Origin of the sequence: Mycolicibacterium palauense, from assembly GCF_002592005.1 — a bacterium.
In the GTDB taxonomy this organism is placed as follows: domain Bacteria; phylum Actinomycetota; class Actinomycetes; order Mycobacteriales; family Mycobacteriaceae; genus Mycobacterium; species Mycobacterium palauense.
Genome location: NZ_NVQF01000094.1, coordinates 1 through 21,140, shown reverse-complemented (window position 1 = coordinate 21,140; position 21,140 = coordinate 1). Strand labels below are relative to the sequence as shown.

The 21,140-nt window shown below is 70.7% G+C and carries 21 protein-coding genes and 1 pseudogene; 11 read left to right on the top strand and 11 right to left on the bottom strand.

The window, feature by feature from the left end:
- Positions 1 to 101 precede the first annotated feature (101 nt).
- The 4 genes from CSR00_RS25465 to CSR00_RS25450 form a co-directional block, all read right to left on the bottom strand.
- Positions 102 to 917: an acyl-CoA thioesterase domain-containing protein gene (locus CSR00_RS25465; RefSeq protein WP_099025192.1), complete on the bottom strand. Its 816-nt coding sequence runs from the start codon at positions 915 to 917 to the stop codon at positions 102 to 104.
- Positions 918 to 965: 48 nt separating this feature from the next.
- The gene (locus tag CSR00_RS25460; RefSeq protein WP_099025191.1) at positions 966 to 1,802 is read right to left on the bottom strand and encodes an EamA family transporter; all 837 of its coding nucleotides are present in this window, start codon (positions 1,800 to 1,802) and stop codon (positions 966 to 968) included.
- A gap of 258 nt (positions 1,803 to 2,060) precedes the next feature.
- On the bottom strand, positions 2,061 to 2,369 hold the full coding sequence (locus CSR00_RS25455; RefSeq protein WP_099025190.1) for a hypothetical protein: 309 nt from the start codon (positions 2,367 to 2,369) through the stop codon (positions 2,061 to 2,063).
- Between the two features lie 106 nt (positions 2,370 to 2,475).
- Entirely contained in the window at positions 2,476 to 3,288 is an 813-nt protein-coding gene (locus CSR00_RS25450; RefSeq protein ID WP_099025189.1) for an endonuclease/exonuclease/phosphatase family protein, read from the bottom strand.
- 173 nt (positions 3,289 to 3,461) lie between these two features.
- Here CSR00_RS25450 and CSR00_RS25445 point away from each other — a divergent pair, with 173 nt between their 5' ends.
- Positions 3,462 to 4,106 (top strand): phosphate signaling complex PhoU family protein, encoded by a 645-nt coding sequence (locus CSR00_RS25445; protein ID WP_099025188.1) that lies wholly within the window; start codon positions 3,462 to 3,464, stop codon positions 4,104 to 4,106.
- A 27-nt stretch (positions 4,107 to 4,133) separates the two neighbouring features.
- On the opposite strand, the gene CSR00_RS25440 is transcribed toward CSR00_RS25445, so the two are convergent.
- Both CSR00_RS25440 and CSR00_RS25435 read right to left on the bottom strand, forming a co-directional pair.
- Complete coding sequence (locus CSR00_RS25440; protein ID WP_099025187.1) at positions 4,134 to 5,000, bottom strand: SDR family oxidoreductase; 867 nt, start codon at positions 4,998 to 5,000, stop codon at positions 4,134 to 4,136.
- Positions 5,001 to 5,016: 16 nt separating this feature from the next.
- A complete protein-coding gene (locus CSR00_RS25435) occupies positions 5,017 to 5,856 on the bottom strand; it encodes an SDR family NAD(P)-dependent oxidoreductase (RefSeq protein WP_099025186.1) in 840 nt (279 codons plus the stop codon).
- A gap of 461 nt (positions 5,857 to 6,317) precedes the next feature.
- On the opposite strand from CSR00_RS25435, the gene CSR00_RS25430 reads away from it, so the two are divergent.
- From CSR00_RS25430 to CSR00_RS25410, 5 genes are all read left to right on the top strand, one after another.
- Entirely contained in the window at positions 6,318 to 7,451 is a 1,134-nt protein-coding gene (locus tag CSR00_RS25430) for an ABC transporter ATP-binding protein (RefSeq protein WP_245906527.1), read from the top strand.
- Positions 7,452 to 7,533: 82 nt separating this feature from the next.
- Positions 7,534 to 8,730, top strand: coding sequence for a polyamine ABC transporter substrate-binding protein (locus CSR00_RS25425; protein WP_099025184.1), 1,197 nt, complete (start codon positions 7,534 to 7,536; stop codon positions 8,728 to 8,730).
- 4 nt (positions 8,731 to 8,734) lie between these two features.
- Positions 8,735 to 9,610: an ABC transporter permease gene (locus tag CSR00_RS25420; RefSeq protein ID WP_176562264.1), complete on the top strand. Its 876-nt coding sequence runs from the start codon at positions 8,735 to 8,737 to the stop codon at positions 9,608 to 9,610.
- A 26-nt stretch (positions 9,611 to 9,636) separates the two neighbouring features.
- On the top strand, positions 9,637 to 10,449 hold the full coding sequence (locus tag CSR00_RS25415) for an ABC transporter permease (protein ID WP_245906525.1): 813 nt from the start codon (positions 9,637 to 9,639) through the stop codon (positions 10,447 to 10,449).
- A 201-nt stretch (positions 10,450 to 10,650) separates the two neighbouring features.
- A complete protein-coding gene (locus tag CSR00_RS25410; RefSeq protein ID WP_099025182.1) occupies positions 10,651 to 11,508 on the top strand; it encodes a DUF1206 domain-containing protein in 858 nt (285 codons plus the stop codon).
- Between the two features lie 20 nt (positions 11,509 to 11,528).
- Here the strand turns inward: CSR00_RS25410 and CSR00_RS25405 are convergent, their stop codons facing one another.
- Positions 11,529 to 12,314, bottom strand: a complete 786-nt coding sequence (locus CSR00_RS25405; protein ID WP_099025181.1) for a nuclear transport factor 2 family protein — start codon at positions 12,312 to 12,314, stop codon at positions 11,529 to 11,531.
- Positions 12,314 to 12,880: an isochorismatase family protein gene (locus CSR00_RS25400; RefSeq protein WP_099025194.1), complete on the bottom strand. Its 567-nt coding sequence runs from the start codon at positions 12,878 to 12,880 to the stop codon at positions 12,314 to 12,316. The genes CSR00_RS25405 and CSR00_RS25400 overlap by 1 nt, the downstream gene beginning before the upstream one ends.
- Before the next feature lie 82 nt (positions 12,881 to 12,962).
- Here CSR00_RS25400 and CSR00_RS25395 point away from each other — a divergent pair, with 82 nt between their 5' ends.
- Positions 12,963 to 15,917, top strand: a complete 2,955-nt coding sequence (locus CSR00_RS25395; RefSeq protein WP_245906521.1) for an aminotransferase — start codon at positions 12,963 to 12,965, stop codon at positions 15,915 to 15,917.
- Positions 15,918 to 15,931: 14 nt separating this feature from the next.
- Here the strand turns inward: CSR00_RS25395 and CSR00_RS25390 are convergent, their stop codons facing one another.
- Positions 15,932 to 16,147: a hypothetical protein gene (locus CSR00_RS25390; protein WP_099025179.1), complete on the bottom strand. Its 216-nt coding sequence runs from the start codon at positions 16,145 to 16,147 to the stop codon at positions 15,932 to 15,934.
- Positions 16,148 to 16,268: 121 nt separating this feature from the next.
- A complete protein-coding gene (locus CSR00_RS25385) occupies positions 16,269 to 16,970 on the bottom strand; it encodes an MBL fold metallo-hydrolase (protein WP_099025178.1) in 702 nt (233 codons plus the stop codon).
- Between the two features lie 103 nt (positions 16,971 to 17,073).
- Here CSR00_RS25385 and CSR00_RS25380 point away from each other — a divergent pair, with 103 nt between their 5' ends.
- Genes CSR00_RS25380 through CSR00_RS25370 form a run of 3 tightly spaced genes read left to right on the top strand, consistent with a single transcriptional unit; the run spans position 17,074 to position 20,103 of the window.
- Positions 17,074 to 18,321, top strand: coding sequence for an MMP alpha-(1->4)-mannosyltransferase (locus CSR00_RS25380; protein ID WP_099025177.1), 1,248 nt, complete (start codon positions 17,074 to 17,076; stop codon positions 18,319 to 18,321).
- Complete coding sequence (locus CSR00_RS25375; protein ID WP_099025176.1) at positions 18,315 to 19,046, top strand: class I SAM-dependent methyltransferase; 732 nt, start codon at positions 18,315 to 18,317, stop codon at positions 19,044 to 19,046. The genes CSR00_RS25380 and CSR00_RS25375 overlap by 7 nt, the downstream gene beginning before the upstream one ends.
- Positions 19,033 to 20,103 (top strand): MMP endo-(1,4)-3-O-methyl-alpha-D-mannosidase, encoded by a 1,071-nt coding sequence (locus tag CSR00_RS25370; protein WP_099025193.1) that lies wholly within the window; start codon positions 19,033 to 19,035, stop codon positions 20,101 to 20,103. Before CSR00_RS25375 ends, CSR00_RS25370 begins: the two co-directional genes overlap by 14 nt.
- On the opposite strand, the gene CSR00_RS25365 is transcribed toward CSR00_RS25370, so the two are convergent.
- Positions 20,100 to 20,786, bottom strand: coding sequence for a class I SAM-dependent methyltransferase (locus CSR00_RS25365; RefSeq protein ID WP_099025175.1), 687 nt, complete (start codon positions 20,784 to 20,786; stop codon positions 20,100 to 20,102). The two genes, CSR00_RS25370 and CSR00_RS25365, sit on opposite strands and share 4 nt — an antisense overlap.
- A gap of 83 nt (positions 20,787 to 20,869) precedes the next feature.
- Here CSR00_RS25365 and CSR00_RS25360 point away from each other — a divergent pair.
- Positions 20,870 to 21,109: pseudogene (locus tag CSR00_RS25360) on the top strand (TetR family transcriptional regulator); the annotation flags it as partial.
- Positions 21,110 to 21,140 lie beyond the last annotated feature (31 nt).

The window sequence follows — 21,140 nt, the reverse complement described above, 5'->3', positions numbered from 1 at the left end:
TCCCCCGTCATCCCCGGCCTTCCCCCGTCATTGATTCGGTACTCAGAGCGAAATCCGCGCAGAATTTTCGCTCTGAGTACCGAATCAACGCTCAAGCGTGGTCAAGGCTCAAGCGTGGGGGTGTCGAAGTCGATCTGCGCGGCCGGGTTGGCGACCGCGGTGACCACCCCGGTGCCGATCGGTCCACGACGGTCGAACACCGTGGCCGAGCCCACCGAGATCCCGTCGGCGGCCCAGTGCGAATCTTCCTGCACGCCGACCCAGTCGCTGACCGGCAGCCGGGCCAGTGCCAGCGTCAGGTCGCCGTTGATGTAGCCGACGCCGTGGGTGCCGAGATGGGCGGTCAGGCTGGTGTGTTCGGCCACCATCGCCGCGCGGACGAACGGGCTGTTGGCCGTGCCGTCGACGACGTCGATGGCACGGTCGACGAACCGTGTCCGGGAGGCGTTCTGATGGTCCCCCAGCCTGCGGGTCCATCCCAGTTCGTCGCTGCCGGTGAACGGCGGGAAACGCTCACCTGGGGTGGCGTCCTCGACTCCGGGCGGCGCGACGAAATCGCCCGGCGCCGACCATAACTGGCCCGGCGGCGCCTCGGACCGCCGGTAGAGCACCAGGATGGCCCGCGCGACCACCGCGCCGTCCTGGATGACCTCACACTCGGCGTTGCGCACCCGGCGCCCGTCGCGCACCAGTCGGGACGACACGGTGGTCGGCCGGGCGCGGGCCGCCCTGAACAGGTCGACGGTCAACCGGGTCGGCATGAACTCGGGCGCGCCGTAACGGCGTTCCAGCTCGGTGGCCGCCAGTCCCACGATCGCCGGACCGTTGAGATGGTCGTCGCCCCAACGGCTGTGGGCGTATTGGGTGGGCCGGAATCCGTCATCGGTGGCCACGAAGTGCGCGAGGACGTCGGTCACCGGGGCATCTTCGCACACCGCGGAGCCCGGTCCCCGGGAGCGCCGGGCTCAGGAGTTGACCTCGGCGGGCACCGCGACCGCGCGGGCACCGCTGCGCGCGGCCCCGACCCCCGCGATGACGACCAGCACCAATCCGGCCACCCCCAGCGCCGCAGGCACCTGGTGCAGGATCAGCAATCCGACCACCATCGCGAACGCCGGCTCCAGGCTCATCAGCGTCCCGAACGCGGCGGTGGTCAGGCGGCGCAGAGCCAGGAACTCCAAGGTGAACGGCACGACGGGCAGCAGCACCGCGAGCCCGACCCCGATCAGCAGCAGCTGTGGGGTCATCCGGTCGAACACCTGGGGCCCCACCGCCACGGTCGCGACGGTCCCGGCCACCCCCATCGACACCGCCAGCGCGTTGACACCGGTCACGGCGTCCCCGACGCGCTGGGTGAGCACGATGTAGCACGCCCAGCAGACCGCCGCGGCCAGCGCCAGCAGCACCCCCACCCCGTCGACCTCGCCCACCCACGGGCGGGTGAGCAGCACCACCCCGACGGCAGCCGGGGCCGGCCACAGCCACCGGGCGCGTCCGGTGCCGGTCGCCACGGCCACCGCCAGCGGCCCCAGGAACTCCAGCGCGCTGGCGGTTCCGAGCGGGATCCGCGCCACGGCGGCCATGAACAGCAGGGTGATCAACGCGGTGACCATCCCCAGCGCCACCGAGCCCAGCAGCGCCGACCGGGTGAAGGCCCGCAACCGGGGCCGCACCAGCACCACCAGGATCACGCCACCCCAGAACAGCCGCAGCCAGGCGGCGCCCTCGGGACCCACCCGGTCCATCAGCGTCACCGCGACGGCGATACCCACCTGCACGCACAGCATCGAGCCCAGCGCCATGAGTACTCCGCCACGGGAGGCATCGAGATTCACCACCGCATTCAACGAGACCGGCGGGGCCGCTGTCCACGTCTTATCGGGGTCTCATCGGCGGTCTCATCGGCGGTCTCATCGACGGGCTCATCGGCGGGCTCATCGGTGCCGCATCGGCTGCCCCGGCGGCGGGACCTCCTGAAATCCCGCTCCAATCCCGCTCCAATCCCGCTCCGCCATCGGGGTCGCGGTTCGAAGTGGGCATGACTCGTGGGGAGGTGCGCGTCAGGACATCAGCCCCATCGCGGGCACGGCCAGGGTCAGCAGGGTCAGCGCCAACAGGAACCATCCCGCCCCCTGCCAGATCGGCCAGACCCGACCGGCGCGCCAGTCCAGTAACGCCTTGCCGAAGGCGATCAGCGCTCCGAGGAACACCACCGCGGGGGTGGCCACCGCCCAGAACACGTTGTAGCGGTCGTGTGTCGCGTACACGGCGAACGCCCCAGCGGCAAGGACCACGGTCGCGACCACGAAGACGACCGCGGCACGAAACGAAGCCGGGTCGTGCCAACGCTTTTCGACGTCGTTGCTCACGCCTCACCTCCCTTCGCCGGTTGCGCCCCGTCCCCGATATCCAGGGTATCCCCGCCCCTCCCGAAGCGCCGCCGCACACCGGATCGCACCGTCCGCGCAATCCGGTTCACCGGGCCGGTCCGGCGCGGACGACGTCGACGACCAGCGGGCGATGATCCGAGAGGGGCATTCTCGGCGCCGCCGAGCACCGGGAAGTCAATCCGGGGTCGTCGGTGAGCACGTGATCGAGTTGGCGCTCGGGTTCCTCGGCGGGGAAGGTGCCACCGGCACCCAGCGCGTGCATGCCCGTCCACCGCGACACCGCACGCGGAGCCATGTTCAGATCCCCGAGCAATAGCCTCGGCCCCGGGAAGCCCCGCAGGTCACGCAGTAGGTGCCGGAGCTGCACCCGGTTCCAGCCCGGCACGAAGGACAGGTGGGTCGCGGCGATCGTCAGCGGGCCCAGCGGGGAGGAAACACAGGCGACCACGGCCGCCCGCGGCTCCTCGTCGACGAGCGCGATCTTCCCTGCGTTCTTCCCGGCGCCCGGCAGGTACATCGGGAATCGGACCGGGATCCGAGGCAGTCGCAGAACCTGCCAGCTCGACACCGGATGCCGGGACAGCAACGCGATCCCGTAGGCGGCCGTCCCGGGCTGTTCGGCGCCCGTCGCCGCCATCCAGGTGGCCCCCGGGGTACCCGAGATCGCTGCGACGAAGCGGTGGGCCACCGCGCCCATGGCCTCGGCGGCCACGGCGGTCAGATCCGCCATCCCCGACCGCGGCTGGTCGAGATCGACCTCCTGCAGGGCCAGGACATCGGCGTCGAGGTCACGCACGCAGGAGGCCAGGCGCTGCAGATGGACATCGGGGTGGGCATCGAGGTGCACGTCGCCGCCCGGGTCTCGCCCGTGCAGGATGTTGAACGTCGCGATCCGCATGGGTATCACCTACCCACGATCACACCCCCACGATCACACCCCCACGATCACACCCCCACGATGACGCCCCTGTCCACGCCGTATCGCGGGGCCCGCGGGATTGACCGGCGGTGAAACGGGTACCACCGTCCTACGGGGCCCGCGACCGGGCGCCGGCAACAGGCGGGTGAAACATGCGGACCGAATTCCATCGACAGCTCGACGATCTGACGGCCAACCTGGCCGCCATGTGCGAACTCGCCGGTGCCGGCATGGCCGCGGCGACCGCGGCGCTCCTCGACGACGATCCGACCGCGGCCGCCGTCGCCGTGGCGCAACTGGATCGGCTGGGCCCCACGTACCACGACGTGAACCGGCGCGCCCTGGCCCTGCTCGCCCGCCAGTCACCGGTTGCCGGTGACCTGCGCACGGTGGTGTCCGCGGTGCACATCGCCGCCAGCGCCGAACGGATGGGCGCGCTGGCCGAACACGTCGCCCGCACCGTCGACCGGCGGCATCCCGAGCCGGTGCTGCCCGCGGCGGTGCGTGCGAGATTCGCCGAGATGGGATCGGTGGCCGACGGTATCGCCGCGGCGGCCGCCGACATGGTCGCCCACGAGGACCCCGACGGGGCGGCACGGATCCGGCAGGCCCAGGAGCGCATGGAAGCACTGCACCGCGGCCTGTTCGGCCTGGTCCAGGGCCCCGAATGGGACCACGGTGTCGGAACGGCGGTCGACATCGTGTTGCTCGGCCGGTTCTACGGCCGCTTCGCCGACCACGCCGAACGGATCGCCCGCCGGGTGAGGTTCCGGTCGACGGGCGCGCTGAGCGCCTGAGGACCGATCGTGGCCGGACGCGGCGGGCTAACCGCGCCCACGCCCCCGCCGGAACCGCCAGAGGTAGCGCGGCAGGCCGCGCACCGGCACCGTGCGCGGCCAGTCGTCGGCGCGGAAATAGGCATCGGATCCGCCGTCGACGAAGATCACGCTGCCACAGAGGAATCCGGCCGACTCACCGAGCATGAACAGGATCCAGTCGGCGAGCTGGTCGGGGTCACCGAACTCGCCCACCGGCACCGGGAACGCGTGGATGACCTTCGCCTCGCGCGGGGTGTCCAGCTGCCGCTGCAGCAGCGGGGTCATGATCGCCCCGGGGGCCAGGGCATTGAGCCGGATGCCCGCCCCCACCCAGGGCGCGGTGACCGCCCGGCGGCGGACCCAGCGGGTCACCGCGATCTTCGAGGCGGCGTAGGCCATCGACGGCGCGGCCCCGGCGAAGCGCCGCAGCACCCGCTGCGCCTTGTCCGAGTCACCGGCCAGCAGGGCCGCCACCGCACGGCGGGGAACGACCGGCACGGTGGTCGTCGAGTTGCTCGAGATCACCACGACCTTGGCCCCGCCGGAAGCGGCGAGCGCCGGACGCCACGCGGACAGCAGGTCGACCACCCCGAAGTAGTTCACCTCGACGATCAACCGGGCCCGCCCGGCGCCCGGTGTCGGCCCCAGGCCGGCGGCCAGCACGGCGCCGTCGAGGACGCCGCCGCTGAGTTCGAGGACCCTTGCCGCGGCCCCGCTCCTGCCCTCCCCGGTGGACAGGTCGGCGATCACGCCGTCGCCGGACTCGTCGGCGTTCACATCGACACCGATGACCCGGTGCCCCGCGGCGCGCAGTTTCGTCGCCGCGGCGCGGCCCATTCCCGACGCCGACCCGGTGACCACGTAGGTGCCCATCCCGCCTCCTTTCCCGCTAGCGCACCACGACGGTGCTGGGCGGGCGCGGGGCCCCCAGCATCTCGCGGTGCGATGGCGGCCGGCGACCGCCCTCGTCGGTGATGCCGTACCGTTCGGCCAGCTCGGCGCCGATCAGGGTCTGCCCGGACAGCGCCGGCAGGTCCGGGTCCGAAGAGAGCGCGTCGATGAGCAGACCGGTGAACTCGGGGGTCTCGGCGTGTTCGGCGGTCTTGGCCAGCGCCTCCGGGTTCCCGGCGAAGGCCCGGCGGAACTTCTCGGTGAGCAGGATGCCCATCCAGATCGACACCGTCGACACCGCGCTCCCGCTCTCCCGGAAGTCGACCGCCATGTCGGCGGCCAGTTTGTCCACTCCCGCCTTCTGTGCGCCGTAGGCCGGACCGTGCATGTAGCACACCGAGCCCGGCGACGAGGTGAACGCGATCAGCGCCCGCTCCCGCCCGACCAACAGCGGGGCCGCATACCAGGAGGCCACGTACGCCGAGCGCAGCCCGACGTCGAGGATGTCGGCCAGCCCGACCGGCTTCTGCCAGAACGGGCGGGGATCGACCAGCCGGTCGTCGACGGCCGCGGCATTGTTGACCAACAGGTCCAGCCCGGCCTCGCCGTCGCGCACCCGCTCGAACAGCGCCGCCACCGCGGCGTCGTCGCGGTGATCCACCGGCACCGCCACCGCCTCGCCGCCCGCCGCCGACACCGCCTCGGCGGTGTCGCTGTCGGCGATGCTGCGGCCGGTGAGATAGACCCGCCAGCCCCGCGAACCGAGCGCCACCGCGATGCCGCGCCCGGCGCCGCGGCTGGCCCCGGTCACCACCGCCACCCGCCGTTGGTCTGCCACGCCCCGAGACTACGTCGACCACCTCGGACGGAATCGACCCGATGGGACCCGCCCGCGCGGTCCGGCCGGCCCGCCGACGGCCCCCCCACGGATGCGTAACCCGTCGTGCGCGGCGCCCTCCACGGTGGTTTTCGTCGGTCCCGACCCGGTGTGACGACGAACACAGTCAGCCTCGGCCGCCGCCGACGGCGCCACAGAATCCGCCCCGACTCACCGTCGACTCCCAAACTCGCGCCCCGCCGCACCGAGGGAATCCATTGCGAAAATGAAAAATCGTGACGGAATCGGTTGCGGGGACCTTTCCAATGGGTGATTGTTTACTGACCGCGTTGTCGGAGCGGCCCGGGCCTGCGCGGCCCCGGGAAGGAACACGAGGAGGATCGGTCCTGACCAAGACCGGCGCCAAGGCCACAGACCAGCACCTAGACGAGGATGCGCCGCCGCGCGAGCCCGGCGCACCGGTGATCGAGATCGATCACGTCACCAAACGCTTCGCCGACTATGTCGCGGTGGCCGAGGCCGACTTCTCCATCGGATCCGGTGAGTTCTTCTCCATGCTCGGCCCCTCGGGGTGCGGCAAGACCACCACCCTGCGGATGATCGCCGGCTTCGAGACCCCCACCGAGGGCGCCATCCGCCTCGAGGGCCACGACGTCTCACACGTTCCCCCGCACAAGCGCAACGTCAACACCGTGTTCCAGCACTACGCGCTGTTTCCGCACATGACGGTCTGGGACAACGTCGCCTACGGACCACGCAGTCTCAGGATCGACAAGAAGAAGGGCAAGGGCGAGGTCAAACGCCGCGTCGACGAACTGCTCGAGGTGGTGCGACTGACGGAGTTCGCCCAGCGCAAACCCGAACAACTCTCCGGCGGCCAGCAGCAACGCGTTGCGCTGGCCCGGGCCCTGGTCAACTACCCCAGCGCGCTGCTGCTCGACGAACCGCTCGGCGCACTCGACCTCAAGCTGCGCCACGTCATGCAGTTCGAGCTCAAGCGCATCCAGCGCGAACTGGGCATCACCTTCGTCTACGTGACCCACGACCAGGAGGAAGCGCTGACGATGAGTGACCGCATCGCGGTCATGAACGCCGGCAACGTCGAGCAGATCGGCACCCCCACCGAGATCTACGACCGTCCGGCCACGGTTTTCGTCGCCGGGTTCATCGGCCAGGCCAACCTGTGGAACGGCACGCAGACCGGACGCACCAACCGCGACTTCGTCGAGGTCGACGTGCTCGGCTCCAAGCTGCGGGCGCGCCCGGGCGACACGACGATCGAAAGCGGTGGCAGGGCCACGCTGATGGTGCGCCCGGAGCGGGTGCGGATCACCATGGAGCAGCCCACCGGCGACGTGGCGACCGTGCCGGCCACCGTCACCGACCTCACCTTCCAGGGGCCGGTGGTGCGGCTGTCGCTGGTGGCCGCCGACGAGTCACCGATCGTGGCGCACGTGGGTCCCGAGCAGGACCTGCCGATGTTGCGCCCCGGTGACAAGGTGCACGTGTCCTGGGCACCCGAGTCGTCGCTGGTGTTGCCGGCGGCCGGCGTCCCGAGCACCGAGGATCTAGAGGAGATGCTCGACGACTCCTGAGATCTGCGCGCCCCCAACCACTTCCCGCCATTTTCCAGCCACCCCCACCTCACTCACTCGGACGACGAAAGGCAAAGCAGCCATGGCCCCCGAACCGATCGATCCCCGACTGCTGTCCCGGCTGGCCACCAACCGCGCCTCGCGCCGCCGTTTCCTCGGTGGCGGCGCCGCGGCCGCGGCCGCCGTGGTCCTGGGACCGTCCTTCCTGGCCGCCTGCGGCTCCAACGACAGCACCTCCGGCGGCACCGCGACCGCACCGCCCGACGACGGCTCCCCCGCGACCGGCCTGCTGCGGGTGTCGAACTGGCCGCTGTACATGGCCGACGGCTTCGTCGCCGACTTCCAGAAGGCCACCGGCCTGGAGGTCGACTACAAGGAGGACTTCAACGACAACGAGCAGTGGTTCGCCAAGGTCAAGGAACCGCTGTCACGCAAGCAGGACATCGGCGCCGACCTGGTGGTACCCACTGAGTTCATGGCGTTCCGGCTCAACGGGCTCGGCTGGCTCAACCAGATCAACGACGACCGGGTGCCCAACAAGGCCAACCTGCGCAAGGACCTGCTGGACTCCAAGGGTGACCCGGGCCGCAAGGTCACCGCGCCCTACATGACCGGCATGGTGGGCATCGCCTACAACAAGGCCGCCACCGGACGCGACATCACCACCATCGACGACATGTGGGATCCGGCGTTCAAGGGCAAGGTCAGCCTGTTCTCCGACATGCAGGACGGGCTGGGCATGATCATGCAGTCGCAGGGCAACTCCCCGGAGAATCCCACGATGGAGACCGTTCAGGCGGCGGTGGACCTGGTCGCCGAGCAGAAGGACAAGGGTCAGATCCGCAAGTTCACCGGCAACGACTACGCCGACGACCTGGCGGCGGGCAACATCGCCATCGCCCAGGCCTACTCCGGTGACATCGTGCAGCTGCAGGCCGACAATCCCGACCTGCAGTTCGTGGTGCCGGAGTCCGGCGGCGACTGGTTCATCGACACCATGGTGATCCCCTACACCACGCAGAACCAGAAGGCCGCCGAGGAGTGGATCAACTACGTCTACGACCGGGCCAACTACGCCAAGCTCGTCGCCTACGTCCAGTACGTGCCGGTGCTGAGCGAGATGACCGAGGAGCTGGACAAGATCGACCCCGAGCTGTCGAAGAACCCCCTGATCAACCCGCCCCAGGAGATGCAGGACAAGCTGAAGTCCTGGGCGGCGCTCACCGACGAGCAGACCCAGGAGTTCAACACCGCCTACGCCGCCGTCACCGGAGGCTAGCCGGGTGGCCGGTGTCGCCAGCAGCAGCCGGCAGCGCAGCAAGATCGCCCCCTATCTGATGATCTTGCCCGGGCTGGCCTACCTGTTCGTGTTCTTCGTGGTGCCCTTCTGGTCGCTGTTCCGCACCTCGCTGTCCACGTCGGAGGGTTCGATCTACCTGCCGACGTTGCGGTTCAGCTGGAACTTCGCCAACTACGCCACGGCGTTCACCACCTACCGGGAGCAGATCCTGCGGTCGTTGGGGTACTCGCTGACCGCGACGGTGCTGTGTCTGTTGCTGGCGTTCCCGCTGGCCTACGTGATCGCGTTCAAGGCGGGCCGGTACAAGAACCTGCTGCTGGGACTGGTCATCCTGCCGTTCTTCGTGACGTTCCTGATCCGGACCCTGGCCTGGAAGACGATCCTGGCCGACGACGGCTGGCTCGTCCACGCGCTCGGAACGGTCGGCCTGCTGCCCAGCGAGGGACGGCTGCTCTCGACGGGCTGGGCCGTGATCGGCGGCCTGACCTACAACTGGATCATCTTCATGATCCTTCCGCTCTACGTCAGCCTGGAGAAGATCGATCCGCGTCTGCTGGAGGCCTCGCGTGACCTGTACTCGTCGAGCACCCGCGCCTTCCGCAAGGTGATCCTGCCGCTGTCGATGCCCGGCGTGCTGGCCGGCAGCATGCTGGTGTTCATCCCCTCCGTCGGCGACTTCATCAACGCCGACTACCTCGGTAGCACCCAGACCACGATGATCGGCAACGTCATCCAGAAGCAGTTCCTCATCGTCAAGGACTACCCGGTCGCGGCCGCCCTGAGCTTCGTCCTGATGGCGCTGATCCTGGTGGGCGTGCTGTCCTACACCAGGGCGCTGGGCACGGAGGACCTGGTATGACCACCACCGAATCCCGGGTCGCCCCGATGGGGCGCGGCTTCTCGATACCGGGGCGGGGCAAGATCGGCGACATCGTCCTGCGCGTCATCGCCGGGCTGGTGCTGCTGTTCATCTTCATGCCGATCTTCGTGATGGTGCTGTTCTCGTTCAACAAGCCGCTGGGCAAGTTCAACTACACCTGGCAGGGCTTCACGTTGGAGAACTGGGCCCATCCGTTCAAGTACCCGGCGTTGACCGAGGCGCTGGAGAAGAGCCTGATGATCGCCGGCCTGTCCACGGCGATCGCCATCGTGCTGGGCACCCTGCTGGCCATCGCTCTTGTGCGGCAACGCTTTCGGGGCAGCAAGGCGGTGGAGACGTTTCTGGTGCTGCCGCTGACCGCGCCCGAGGTGGTGATGGGGGCCTCGCTGCTGACCCTGTTCCTCGACCTGGGCTGGGCGGCGGGCTTCACCACCATCCTGATCGCCCATGTCGCCTTCGAGATCAGTTTCATCGCCATGACGGTGCGCGCCCGTGTCCGGGGATTCGACTGGACGCTGGAGGACGCCTCGATGGACCTGGGAGCCAGCCCGACGCGGACCTTCTTCAGGGTCACGCTGCCCCTGATCGTGCCGGGCATCGTCGCGGCGGCCATGCTGAGCTTCGCGCTGTCGCTGGACGACTTCATCATCACCTATTTCGTCAGCGGCTCCACGGTGACCTACCCGCTCTACGTCAACGCCGCGGTCAAGGCGGCCGTGCCGCCGCAGATCAACGTGCTGGCTTCGGCGATCCTGCTGATCAGCCTGATCCTCATCGCCTTCGGCACCCTCTACCGGCGCCGACGCGGCGAAGACTGAGACCCCGGGGAGGCTCGCCCGGCCGAGCGGGTTCCCCCGGGTGTGCCGTCGCCGGTGCTCGGGCCAGCTGGACATCGGGACCGCGCGGAAGCCCGCAGGGCCGCGACGGAACGACCCTCGTGTCCATCTCGTCCCGGCATCCCGCACAGGCGTGTCCGGGCCCCGGTTTGTCGCGTGCGCCGCGGGGGTACCGGACTCGACATGGCCGCGAAGAGCCTGCACGGCGTGATCGATGATGCCACGAGCACCACCGCGTTCGAGTCCGTCGCGCGCGCAGGGTATGTCACCAGCGGGGTGCTGCACCTGCTGATCGGCTACATCATCGCCCGGCTGGCCCTGGGCGGTGGCCCCGGCGGTGGTGGGCGAGGCGGTGGCCCCGGCGGTGGTAACGCCGACCAGTCCGGGGCGCTGGCGACGCTGGCCGCCCAGACCGGGGGCGCCGTTGCGCTGTGGCTGGCCGCCGTCGGCCTGTTCGGGCTGGCCCTGTGGCGCATCGCCGAAACCATCGTGGGCACCCATCCCAACGAGCCCACGCGAGCCGAGGAGGGCACCACCTCGCAGGTGCTCGATCGCGCCCAGTCCGCGGCGCTGGCCGTGATCTACTGCGGCCTGGGCATCTCCGCGGTCCGGTTCGCGACCGGCGGCGGCACGTCCGACAGCCGCCAGAACACCGGCATGAGCGCGCGGCTGATGCAGTCCGGGTGGGGCAAGGCGGCACTGCTGCTCGTGGGCGCCGTGGTGCTCGCGATCGGCGCCTACCACGTCTACAAGGGGGCCTCGCGGAAGTTCCTCGAGGATCTCACCATCCCGGGCGACCGGATCCGCACCTCCCTGGGCACGGTCGGCTACATCGCCAAGGGCGCGGCGCTGGCCGGCGCCGGGCTGCTGGTGATCGTCGCGACGGTGCGCACGGACCCGGCCAAGGCCGCCGGCCTCGACGCCGCGGTGAAGACCCTCGGGCAGGCTCCCTTCGGGCAGATCCTGTTGCTGGCCGCAGCGGCGGGCGTCGCCGCCTACGGCTGCTACTGCTTCATCCTGGCCCGCCACGGAAGAATGTAGAGGCCCGAATCCGCGGTCGCTCAGCCGAACACCCGCAGCCGGCGAATCCCCGCCAGTCGATCGAACTCGGTGATCAACACGGCCGGGCCGGACCCGGTACGGGCGGCCACCACCACCGCACGCCCCGCCGTGATCCGCTTACCGAACACCGCCCCGCGCAACCGCGCACCCAGGACGTCGAAACCCAGCGCCGCGTCGTCGCCCCGGCTGACGGCCGCACCGGCGAGCAGCCGGCGCACCGCCAGCTCGTCGCCGCCGTTGAGGGCGCGCAGCAGCCGCCCCAGCACCGCCCGCTCGCGCCGGCCCGCCCGGGCCAACCCGCGCAGGAACCCCAGCGTCCCGGACAACCCCTGGTTGGCCAGCAGCGCCCGTCCCAGCGCGAGGCCCGCCGGCGCGGCCGCCGGGCCGTTGCGCGCGAATTGCGCCATCATCGACGGCAGCTCCCAGAAGGCTTGTAGCTCAGATATTTTGAGCGCACCACCGTCCTGACGCAGGACGTAGCGCAGGAACGCCGGGATGCGCATGGTCACGCGCGGGCCCATCGCCACCTCCAGCGTCAGGTCACGCACCACCGTCTGGCCGGCCACCAGGTCGACGTCTCGGCGGAAAGTGATCTCGCGCGGGCCGATGAAGGTGTCGTAGAAGCGTTCGATCGCCGCGCGCCCGATGTGCGGGTCCGCACCCACCGGATCCTCGATTCGGCCGTCGGCGGTGAACAACCCGACCCAGCCCGCGCGGTCGTGGGCGCCCGCCGCGCGCGGCGACCGCTCCACCGCCGCGAGCAGCTCGGATTCCCCCGCGACCATCAGTCGCCCACTGCACCGACGACCTCGACGTCGGCGGCCCGTAGCTGCTCGACCGCACCGGCGGTGGTCTCCGGCGACACCCCGGCGCTCAGATCGGTCAGCACGCGGGTGTGAAACCCCTCGCGGGCGGCGTCGCGGGCGGTGGCCAGCACGCAGTAGTCGGTGGCCAGCCCGACGACGTCGACGTCGTCGACGTCGTGTTCGCGCAGCCACTGCGCCAGCGTCCTGCCGTGGTCGTCCGAGCCCTCGAAGCCGCTGTAGGCGGCGGTGTGCCGGCCCTTGTAGAACACCTCCTCGACGGCGGTGGTGTCCAGCTCAGGGTGGAACTCCGCCCCCGGCTTGCCGGCCTCACAGTGCGGCGGCCAGGAGTCGCGGAAATCGGGGTGATCGGAGAAGTGCGCGCCGGGATCGATGTGAAAATCCTTGGTGGCCACGACGTGGTCGTAGCCGTGGTCGCCGTGCAGGCGTTCGCTGATCGCCCGCGCCACCGCCGCCCCGCCGGCGACGGCCAGGGAACCTCCCTCGCAGAAGTCGTTCTGTACGTCGACGATGATCAGTGCCTTCATCGTTCCACCGTATCCGTCCGGGCAGTACAGTGAAACGGCCTTGTTCGCGAATGGAGGACCCGGTGGCCGAGATGGTTTCCAGGTGAAGACCTTCGACTTCTTTCAGGCTGCCGAACTCCCGGCGCCGCCGGTGACCGACGCGCAGGCCACCGAGATCGCCGACACGCATTTCGGCCTGGCCGCGCACGCCACGGCGCTGGGCAGCCAGCAGGACGCCAACTTCCTGTTGAGCACCGCCGGGGGCCCCGTCGGCGTGCTCAAGATCGCCAACCCTGCGTTCTCCCGCACCGAGATCGAGGCCCAGGACGCGGCCGCGGCGTTCCTCGCCGACACCGAACCCGGCATCCGTACCGGACGCAACCTGCGCCCGCGGGGCGGGCCCGAGATCGCCGAGATCGGCGACGGGCGCGGCGGGACGCTCTACGCACGCGTCCTCACCTACCTGCCGGGCGGCACGATGAGCGGTGACCGCTTCATCGCGCCGCGACGGTGGGCCGCGCTGGGCACACTGGCCGGCCGGGCCTGCCGCACACTGGCGAACTTCGACCACCCCGGTGTGGACCGGGTGCTGCAGTGGGACCTGCGCTTCGCCGACCGCACCATCGAGCTGCTGGCGCCGTTCGTGTCCGACGACGGGCACCGCGAGATGGTGCGCACGGCCGCCTCGCAGGCCTGGGCCCGGGTCCGGGACCTGGCCGCCGAGCTCGTCACCCAGGTGATCCACTGCGACATCACCGACGACAACGTGGTGTGCGGGGGCGCCGACGACGCCGGATTACCGGACGGCATCATCGATTTCGGTGACCTGACGCGCTCGTGGTCGGTCGGCGAGCTGGCGATCGCCACCTCGGCGGTGCTGCGCCACCACGGGGGCGAGCCGGCCGCCGCGCTGCCACTGATCGCGGCCTTCCACCGCCAGCGCCCGCTGAGCCCGGCCGAGGTCGAGGCGCTGTGGCCGCTGGTGGTGCTGCGCGCGGCCACACTGGTGGTCAGCGGCCACCAGCAGACCGCCATCGACGCCGGGAACGACTATGCGAGAAGCGCCCTGGCCGCCGAATGGCGGATCTTCGAGCGCGCGATCTCGGTCCCCGCCGCGGTGATGGCCCCGCTGATCGCCGACGCGCTGGAGGTCGACCTGGCACCGTCCGCGCGCGGCGGGGAACCGCGGGCGGGCGGGTCGCTGCTGCCCGGCGTGCACGCCTCCGCGGTGGTGCTGGACCTGTCCACCGACTCCGACGGCGTCGACGCGGGCCGGTGGCTGCACACCGACTGCGAGGACGACCTGGCCCGTGCGGCGCTCGACGCCGGGGCGAGCGCGGTGCTCACCCGCTACGCCCAACCGAGGCTGACCAGGGCGGTGGCACGAAGCGCCGAATCCCCGGCGACCGTGCCCACCGGCGTCGACGTGTGGTTGCCGGCGGACCTGCCCCTGCTGGCGCCCTGGCCGTGCCTGGTCTCGGCGGCCTCCGAGCGCGAGATCGTGCTGACCGGCGACGGGGCGGCGTTGACGGTAAGAGCGCTGCACGGCGCCCTCGCCGTGGGGCCCGCCGTAGCCACCGGGCACGCCCTGGAACCCGGCGCGGAGGTGGGTAGTGCCTCGGGCCGGCTCTGGGTCCAGCTGACGACCGGCGCCGAGCGCCACGTACCGGCCTTTGTGCGCCCCGAATACGCGCCGGGCTGGCTCGCACTGACCGCCGACCCCGGCCTGGGGCCCGACACGCAGACTGCCCCGGCGGGCGCCGCCGAGCCCGCCGCGGCCCTGACCGGCCGGCGCGCCCGCTCGCTGGCCGCGGTCCAGGAGCAGTACTACCCGGAGGCGGGCGCGCCGCGCGTCGAACGCGGCTGGCGCGAGTTCCTGCTGTCCACCGACGCGCGCAGCTATCTGGACATGGTCAACAACGTCACCAGCATCGGGCACGGGCATCCGGGCCTCGCCGATGCCGTCGCCCGGCAGTGGCGCCGGCTGAACACCAACTCGCGGTTCAACTACGCGGTCATCGCCGATTTCTCCGAACGCCTGGCCGCCACCCTGCCCGAGCCGCTCGACACCGTGTTCCTGGTGAACTCGGGCTCGGAGGCGGTCGATCTGGGGCTGCGGCTGGCCCTGGCGGCCACCGGCCGTCGCGACGTCGTCGCCGTCGCCGAGGCCTACCACGGCTGGACCTATGCCACCGACGCGATCTCCACCTCCGTGGCCGACAACCCCAACGCGCTGAGCACCCGCCCCGACTGGGTGCACACGGTGCCCTCCCCCAACAGCTTTCGGGGAATCCACCGCGGGCACGCGGCGCAGCGCTACGGCCCCGAGGCGGCGGCGTTCATCGCCGAACTGGCTTCGACGGGCCGCGCGCCGGCGGCCTTCATCTGTGAACCCTTCTACGGCAACGCCGGGGGTGTCGCGCTGCCCGACGGGTACCTGGCCGAGGTCTACGCGGCGGTGCGCGCGGCGGGCGGCCTGACGATCGCCGACGAGGTCCAGGTGGGCTACGGGCGGCTGGGCCACTGGTTCTGGGGTTTCCAGCAGCAAGGCGTGGTTCCCGACATCGTCACCGTGGCCAAGGCGATGGGCAACGGTCACCCCCTGGGAGCGGTGATCACCACCCGCGCGGTCGCCGAGTCCTACCGCACCCAGGGCTATTTCTTCTCCTCGGCCGGCGGGAGCCCGGTGTCCTGCGTGGTTGGCCTGACGGTGCTTGACGTCATCGAACGGGAAGGGTTGCAGCACAACGCCCTGGCCGTCGGAGACCATCTGCGCGAGCGGGTGCGGCAGCTGGCCGGGCACCATCCGATCATCGGCGCGGTGCACGGCAGCGGGCTCTACCTCGGGGTCGAGCTGGTTCGCGATCGCCAGAGCCTGGAGCCGGCCACGGCGGAGACCGCCGCGATCTGTGACCGCATGCTCGACCTCGGCGTCATCGTGCAGCCGACCGGTGACCACCAGAACGTCCTGAAGATCAAACCGCCGATGTGTTTCACGCACACCTCGGCCGACTTCTTCGTCGACATGCTGGACCGGGTGCTCAGCACCGGGTGGTGAGCACCCGCGCGCGCTCAGGAGGCCCGGCGCCGGGTGTCGGTCGACCACAGGTGCGCACAGGTGGGGCACTGCAGGTGCACCACGGTGGCCCGGTTGCTCAGCAGGTACTGCCAGTGCGTCGCACAGTTGGCGCCCCGTGTACAGGACGCGCAACCCGTGCCGTGTGCACAGTTCGGGCAGGGCAGCCACGCCCGGCGGCTGCGGTCGGCATCCGGATCGATCGGCAACATGCGTCCACTACCTCCACATCGGCGGGCATCGCACCGCCAGTGAAGCTTAGGCTTACCTAATTCGATCCGGACGGCAAGGGCCCCTCGGCGAGATCGGGCGTGAGCTCCATCACACCCGGTGTCACATCCGCCGCAACTGCTCCTGCTGGCGGCGCACGAACGCCGCGTCGACCGTCGCCCCGTGCCCGGGCACGTAGCGGGCGTGCTCGCCACCGAAGTCCAGCAGCCGGTCCAGCGTCCCCACCCAGGCCCGGGGATCGGCATCGGGACCCACCGCCGGGTCGGCGGACTCCTCGACCAGATCACCACAGAAGACCACCACCGGATCCGCGGTCGCACCCGCCCCGACCCGCACGACCAGATCATGATCGGTGTGCCCGCGGCCGAGATGCTCGACGTCGACGGTGCGCCCGCCCAGGTCGATCCGGCACCGCTGGATCCGGTGCCCGGGCACCGATACCGCCGCCAGGGCGCGGTCGACGGCTGCGGCGTCGGCCCCGTACCGGATCGCGTCGGCCCGCAGTTCGTCACGGCGCCGGGCCAGCGTCTCGGCCACCCTCGGCGCGGCCCACAGTTCGGCGCCGGCGAACACCGGGGCGCCCAGCACGTGGTCGAAGTGATCGTGGGTCAGCACCACGTGCCGAACCGGAACCCCGCCGAGCTCGGCGACATCGGCGGCGACGGACGCGGCCTCCTCCAGCGTGCTGCCGGTGTCGACGACCACGGCGCCGTCGCGACCCAGGATCACCCCGACGGTGACGTCCAGGAACGGCAGTCGACATCGGTGAACGCCGGCGCCCGGGGACTCCCACTCGTGGTGCATCCCACCAGTGTGGCGCCCGGCCCCACCTCGGCGCGTTGCGCCGGTTAGCTCGGCGAATTAAGGTCCAGACACATGTCCAGACACAGCAGTGAGAAGGTTTAGCGTGGGGCGCTTACGAATCGCGCTGCTGTCGTATCGCAGCAAGACCCATTGCGGCGGGCAGGGTGTCTACGTCCGGCACCTCAGCCGCGGGCTGGTCGAACTGGGCCACCACGTGGAGGTGTTCTCCGGGCCCCCCTACCCCGGCGGCCTGGATCCGCGGGTCACGCTGTGCAAGGTGCCCAGCCTCGATCTCTACCGCGAGCCCGACCCCTTCCGGGTGCCCTGGCCCACCGAGATCAAGACCCGGATCGACCTGCTGGAGCTGGCCACCATGTGGACGGCCGGATTCCCCGAACCCCGCACCTTCGGCCTGCGCGCGGCGCGGCTGCTGGACCGGCGGCGCCACGAGTTCGACATCGTGCACGACAACCAGAGCCTGGGCACCGGGCTGCTGCGCATCGCCGAGTCCGGGCTGCCCGTGGTGGCCACCGTGCACCACCCGATCACCCGCGACCGGGTCCTCGACCTGGCCGCCGCCGCGTGGTGGCGCAAGCCGCTGGTGCGCCGGTGGTACGGGTTCGCCGAGATGCAGAAGAAGGTCGCCCGCAGCATTCCCGACCTGCTGACGGTGTCGAGCGCCTCGGCCACCGACATCGCCGCCGACTTCGGCGTGAGCCCCGACCAGCTGCGGGTGGTGCCGCTGGGCGTGGACACCGAGGTGTTCGCCCCCACCGAGCTGCCCCGGGTTCCGGGCCGCATCATCGCGATCGCCAGCGCCGACGTTCCCCTCAAGGGGGTCGCCAATCTGTTGCAGGCGGTGGCCAAGCTGCGCACCGAACGCGATGTCGAACTGCAGCTGGTGGCCCGGCTGGAAAGCAACGGGCCCACCGAGAAGTTGATCGCCGAACTCGGGATCTCCGACATCGTGCACATCTCCAGCGGGCTGACCGACGCCCAGTTGGCCGCGCTGCTGGCCTCGGCCGAGGTCGCCTGCATTCCCTCGCTCTACGAAGGGTTCTCGCTGCCCGCCGTGGAGTCGATGGCCAGCGGAACCCCGATCGTGGCCAGCCGCACCGGCGCCCTGCCCGAGGTGGTGGGCGCCGACGGTAGCTGTGCGCGCCTGGTGGCCCCGGGCAACGTCGAGGAGCTGACCTCGGTACTCGGTGAGCTGCTCGACGCCCCCGAGGTGCTGGCGCGCATGGGCGCTGCGGGGCGCACCCGCGCCCTGGAGGTCTACAGCTGGGAGTCCGTGGCCGCCCAGACCGTCCACGTCTACGAGCACGCCATCGAACGGATGGCCGGATGCTGACCGTCGACTTCGACCGGCTCGGCATCGGGCCCGGCGTCAAGGTGATCGACGTCGGTTGCGGAGCGGGCCGGCACAGCTTCGAAGCCTTCCGGCGCGGAGCCGATGTCATCGGTTTCGACCAGGACAAGGAAGAGCTGGAGAACGTCGCCACGATGTTCGAGGCGATGTCCGAGGCCGGGGAGGTCCCGGCCGACGCCCGCGCCGAGGCCGTCGCCGGCGACGCGCTGGCACTGCCCTACCCCGACGCGAGCTTCGACTGCGTGATCGCCTCGGAGATCCTCGAGCACGTTCCCGCCGACGACGCCGCGATCGCCGAGCTGGTGCGGGTGCTGCGGCCCGGGGGCACGCTGGCGGTGACCGTGCCGCGCTGGCTGCCCGAGCGCATCTGCTGGGCGCTCTCGGACGAGTACCACGCGAACGAGGGTGGGCACATCCGCATCTACCGCGCCGACGAGCTGCAGAACAAGGTCACCGGGCACGGACTGGAGCACACCCACACCCATTTCGCCCACGGCCTGCATTCACCGTTCTGGTGGATCAAATGTGCTGTGGGCGTGGAGAATACCGATCACCCCGCGGTGACCGCGTACCACAAGCTGCTGGTGTGGGACATGATGCAGCGCCCGCTGCTGACCCGCGCCACCGAGGCGGTGCTCAACCCGTTGGTGGGCAAGAGCGTCGCACTGTACTTCCACAAACCGGTGAGTGACGGTGCCGCGGCCTGAGATACCCGCGCTGCCAGGCATTTTCAGTGCCGAGCAGTGCGTCGCCACCGCCGCGTCGATCGCCCGGGCGCAGGAACCCTCCGGGGCGATCCCGTGGTCGCCGATGGGACACACCGACCCGTGGGACCACGTGGAGTGCGCGATGGCCTTGACCGCCGCGGGCCTGCTGGAGCCCGCGCGGGCGGCCTACGAGTGGTCACGCCGCGAGCAGCGCCCCGACGGGTCGTGGCCGCTGCAGGTGCGCGCCGGGATCGTCGAAGACCCCAACAGCGACAGCAACTTCTGCGCCTACATTGCCACCGGCGTCTGGCATCACGTGCTCGTCACCGCCGACGACGCCTTCGCCGAGCGGATGTGGCCCACGGTGCGTGCGGCGATCGACTTCGTGCTCGGGCTGCAGCTGGCCGGCGGCGAGATCGGCTGGGCGCAGAGTCCGTCCGGAACCATCGATGAGGCCCTGGTGACCGGGTCCTCCAGCATCTACCAGAGCATCCGCTGCGCCCTGGCACTGGCCAGCCGCCTCGACGAACCGCAACCCGAATGGGAGGTGGCCCTCGGCCGCCTGGGCCATGCCCTGCTCGAGCATCCGTTGGCCTTCACCGAGAAACCGCACCACTCGATGGACTGGTACTACCCCATCCTGGGCGGGGCGCTGCGTGGCGAGCGCGCCGAGGAGCGCATCGACGAGCGGTGGAACGAGTTCGTGGTGGACGGCTTCGGCATCCGTTGTGTCGACGACCGCCCGTGGGTCACCGGCGCCGAAACCTGCGAGCTGGTGCTCTCGCTGGATGCGATGGGCCGCCGCGACGAGGCCATGGAGCAGTTCACCAACATGCAGCATCTGCGTGAGCGCGACGGCTCGTACTGGACCGGGCTGGTGCTCGCCGACGGCAAACGCTGGCCGGTCGAGCGCACCACGTGGACCGGGGCCGCGGTGGTGCTGGCCGCCGACGCCCTGTCGAACGCCACGGCGGCCAGCGGGCTCTTCCGGGCCACCGAGCTGCCCCGCGGCCTGGAGGGCGACTACGACTGCGAATGTGTGTCCGTCGACCGCTAGCCGGCCACCGGTACTCCGGCCGCACCGGCGGTGCGCTCCAGCACGCGCAGCGTGCCCGTCGCCGACACCTCCCGGAAGTCTCCGCCGTCGAGCGCGCGGCGGTAGATCCGGTACGGCGCCTGGCCGCCGTCGGCCGGATCGGGGAAGACGTCGTGGATGACCAGTGCGCCACCCGGGGACACCCACCGCGCCCACCCCTCGAAATCCTGATGGGCGGCCGCCTCGGTGTGCCCACCGTCGATGAACAGCAGATTCAGCGGGGTGCGCCAGGTGCGCGCCACCACCGACGATTTGCCCACGACCGCCACCAGGTGGTCGGGCAACCCGGCGGCGTCCAGCGTGTGCCGGAACGTCGGCAGGGTGTCGAACAAGCCGGTGTGCGCATCGACCATCGACGTGTCGTGGTACTCCCAGCCCGGCTGGTGCTCCTCGGAGCCGTGGTGGTGATCGACGGTGTAGACCACGCCACCGGTCTCGCGCGCCGCAGCGCCCAGCAGCACCGTCGATTTGCCGCAGTAGGTGCCGATCTCCACCCCGGCCCCGTCGCCCAGATAGCCGCGCGCGGCCTCGAAGAGGGCACGGCCCTCATCGGCCGGCATGAACCCGATGACCCGGTCCGCCAGGGCGAACAGCCGCGCGGTCTCGTCGGTTTGCGCGGAACGGGCGGTGTCGGTATCGGTCATGTACGCAACCTAACGTGCCGGACGGCGCCGATGCCAGCGGGGATGGTTGCCCGCCCCCCGGCGTTGTAGTAGCGTCCGGACATGTGTCCGAACCGGTAGCTCGGGAGGCAACGAGACGTCGGTTGACCGCCAAGCAGGCCGACACCGTCGACCGGCTGGGCCGGGCCGCGGTCGAGGTCTTGAGCCGGGAGGGCTTCTCCGGCCTGACGATCCGCATGGTCGCCGCCGAGGCCGGCGTCGGCGCGGCGACCGCCTACACCTATTTCTCCTCCAAGGAGCATCTGGTCGCCGAGGTGTTCTGGCGCCGTCTGGCCAGCACCCCGGCGACCAGATGCTCCTTGGAGGAGAAATAGG

What these genes read in the sequence shown, in the direction of transcription:
- CSR00_RS25460 (WP_099025191.1), bottom strand. Translation starts at nt 1,802, where the DNA reads ATGGCGCTGGGCTCGATGCTGTGCGTGCAGGTGGGTATCGCCGTCGCG.
- CSR00_RS25450 (WP_099025189.1), bottom strand. Translation starts at nt 3,288, where the DNA reads ATGCGGATCGCGACGTTCAACATCCTGCACGGGCGAGACCCGGGCGGC.
- CSR00_RS25445 (WP_099025188.1), top strand. Translation starts at nt 3,462, where the DNA reads ATGCGGACCGAATTCCATCGACAGCTCGACGATCTGACGGCCAACCTG.
- CSR00_RS25440 (WP_099025187.1), bottom strand. Translation starts at nt 5,000, where the DNA reads ATGGGCACCTACGTGGTCACCGGGTCGGCGTCGGGAATGGGCCGCGCC.
- CSR00_RS25425 (WP_099025184.1), top strand. Translation starts at nt 7,534, where the DNA reads ATGGCCCCCGAACCGATCGATCCCCGACTGCTGTCCCGGCTGGCCACC.
- CSR00_RS25415 (WP_245906525.1), top strand. Translation starts at nt 9,637, where the DNA reads ATGGGGCGCGGCTTCTCGATACCGGGGCGGGGCAAGATCGGCGACATC.
- CSR00_RS25410 (WP_099025182.1), top strand. Translation starts at nt 10,651, where the DNA reads ATGGCCGCGAAGAGCCTGCACGGCGTGATCGATGATGCCACGAGCACC.
- CSR00_RS25405 (WP_099025181.1), bottom strand. Translation starts at nt 12,314, where the DNA reads ATGGTCGCGGGGGAATCCGAGCTGCTCGCGGCGGTGGAGCGGTCGCCG.
- CSR00_RS25400 (WP_099025194.1), bottom strand. Translation starts at nt 12,880, where the DNA reads ATGAAGGCACTGATCATCGTCGACGTACAGAACGACTTCTGCGAGGGA.
- CSR00_RS25390 (WP_099025179.1), bottom strand. Translation starts at nt 16,147, where the DNA reads ATGTTGCCGATCGATCCGGATGCCGACCGCAGCCGCCGGGCGTGGCTG.
- CSR00_RS25385 (WP_099025178.1), bottom strand. Translation starts at nt 16,970, where the DNA reads ATGCACCACGAGTGGGAGTCCCCGGGCGCCGGCGTTCACCGATGTCGA.
- CSR00_RS25375 (WP_099025176.1), top strand. Translation starts at nt 18,315, where the DNA reads ATGCTGACCGTCGACTTCGACCGGCTCGGCATCGGGCCCGGCGTCAAG.
- CSR00_RS25365 (WP_099025175.1), bottom strand. Translation starts at nt 20,786, where the DNA reads ATGACCGATACCGACACCGCCCGTTCCGCGCAAACCGACGAGACCGCG.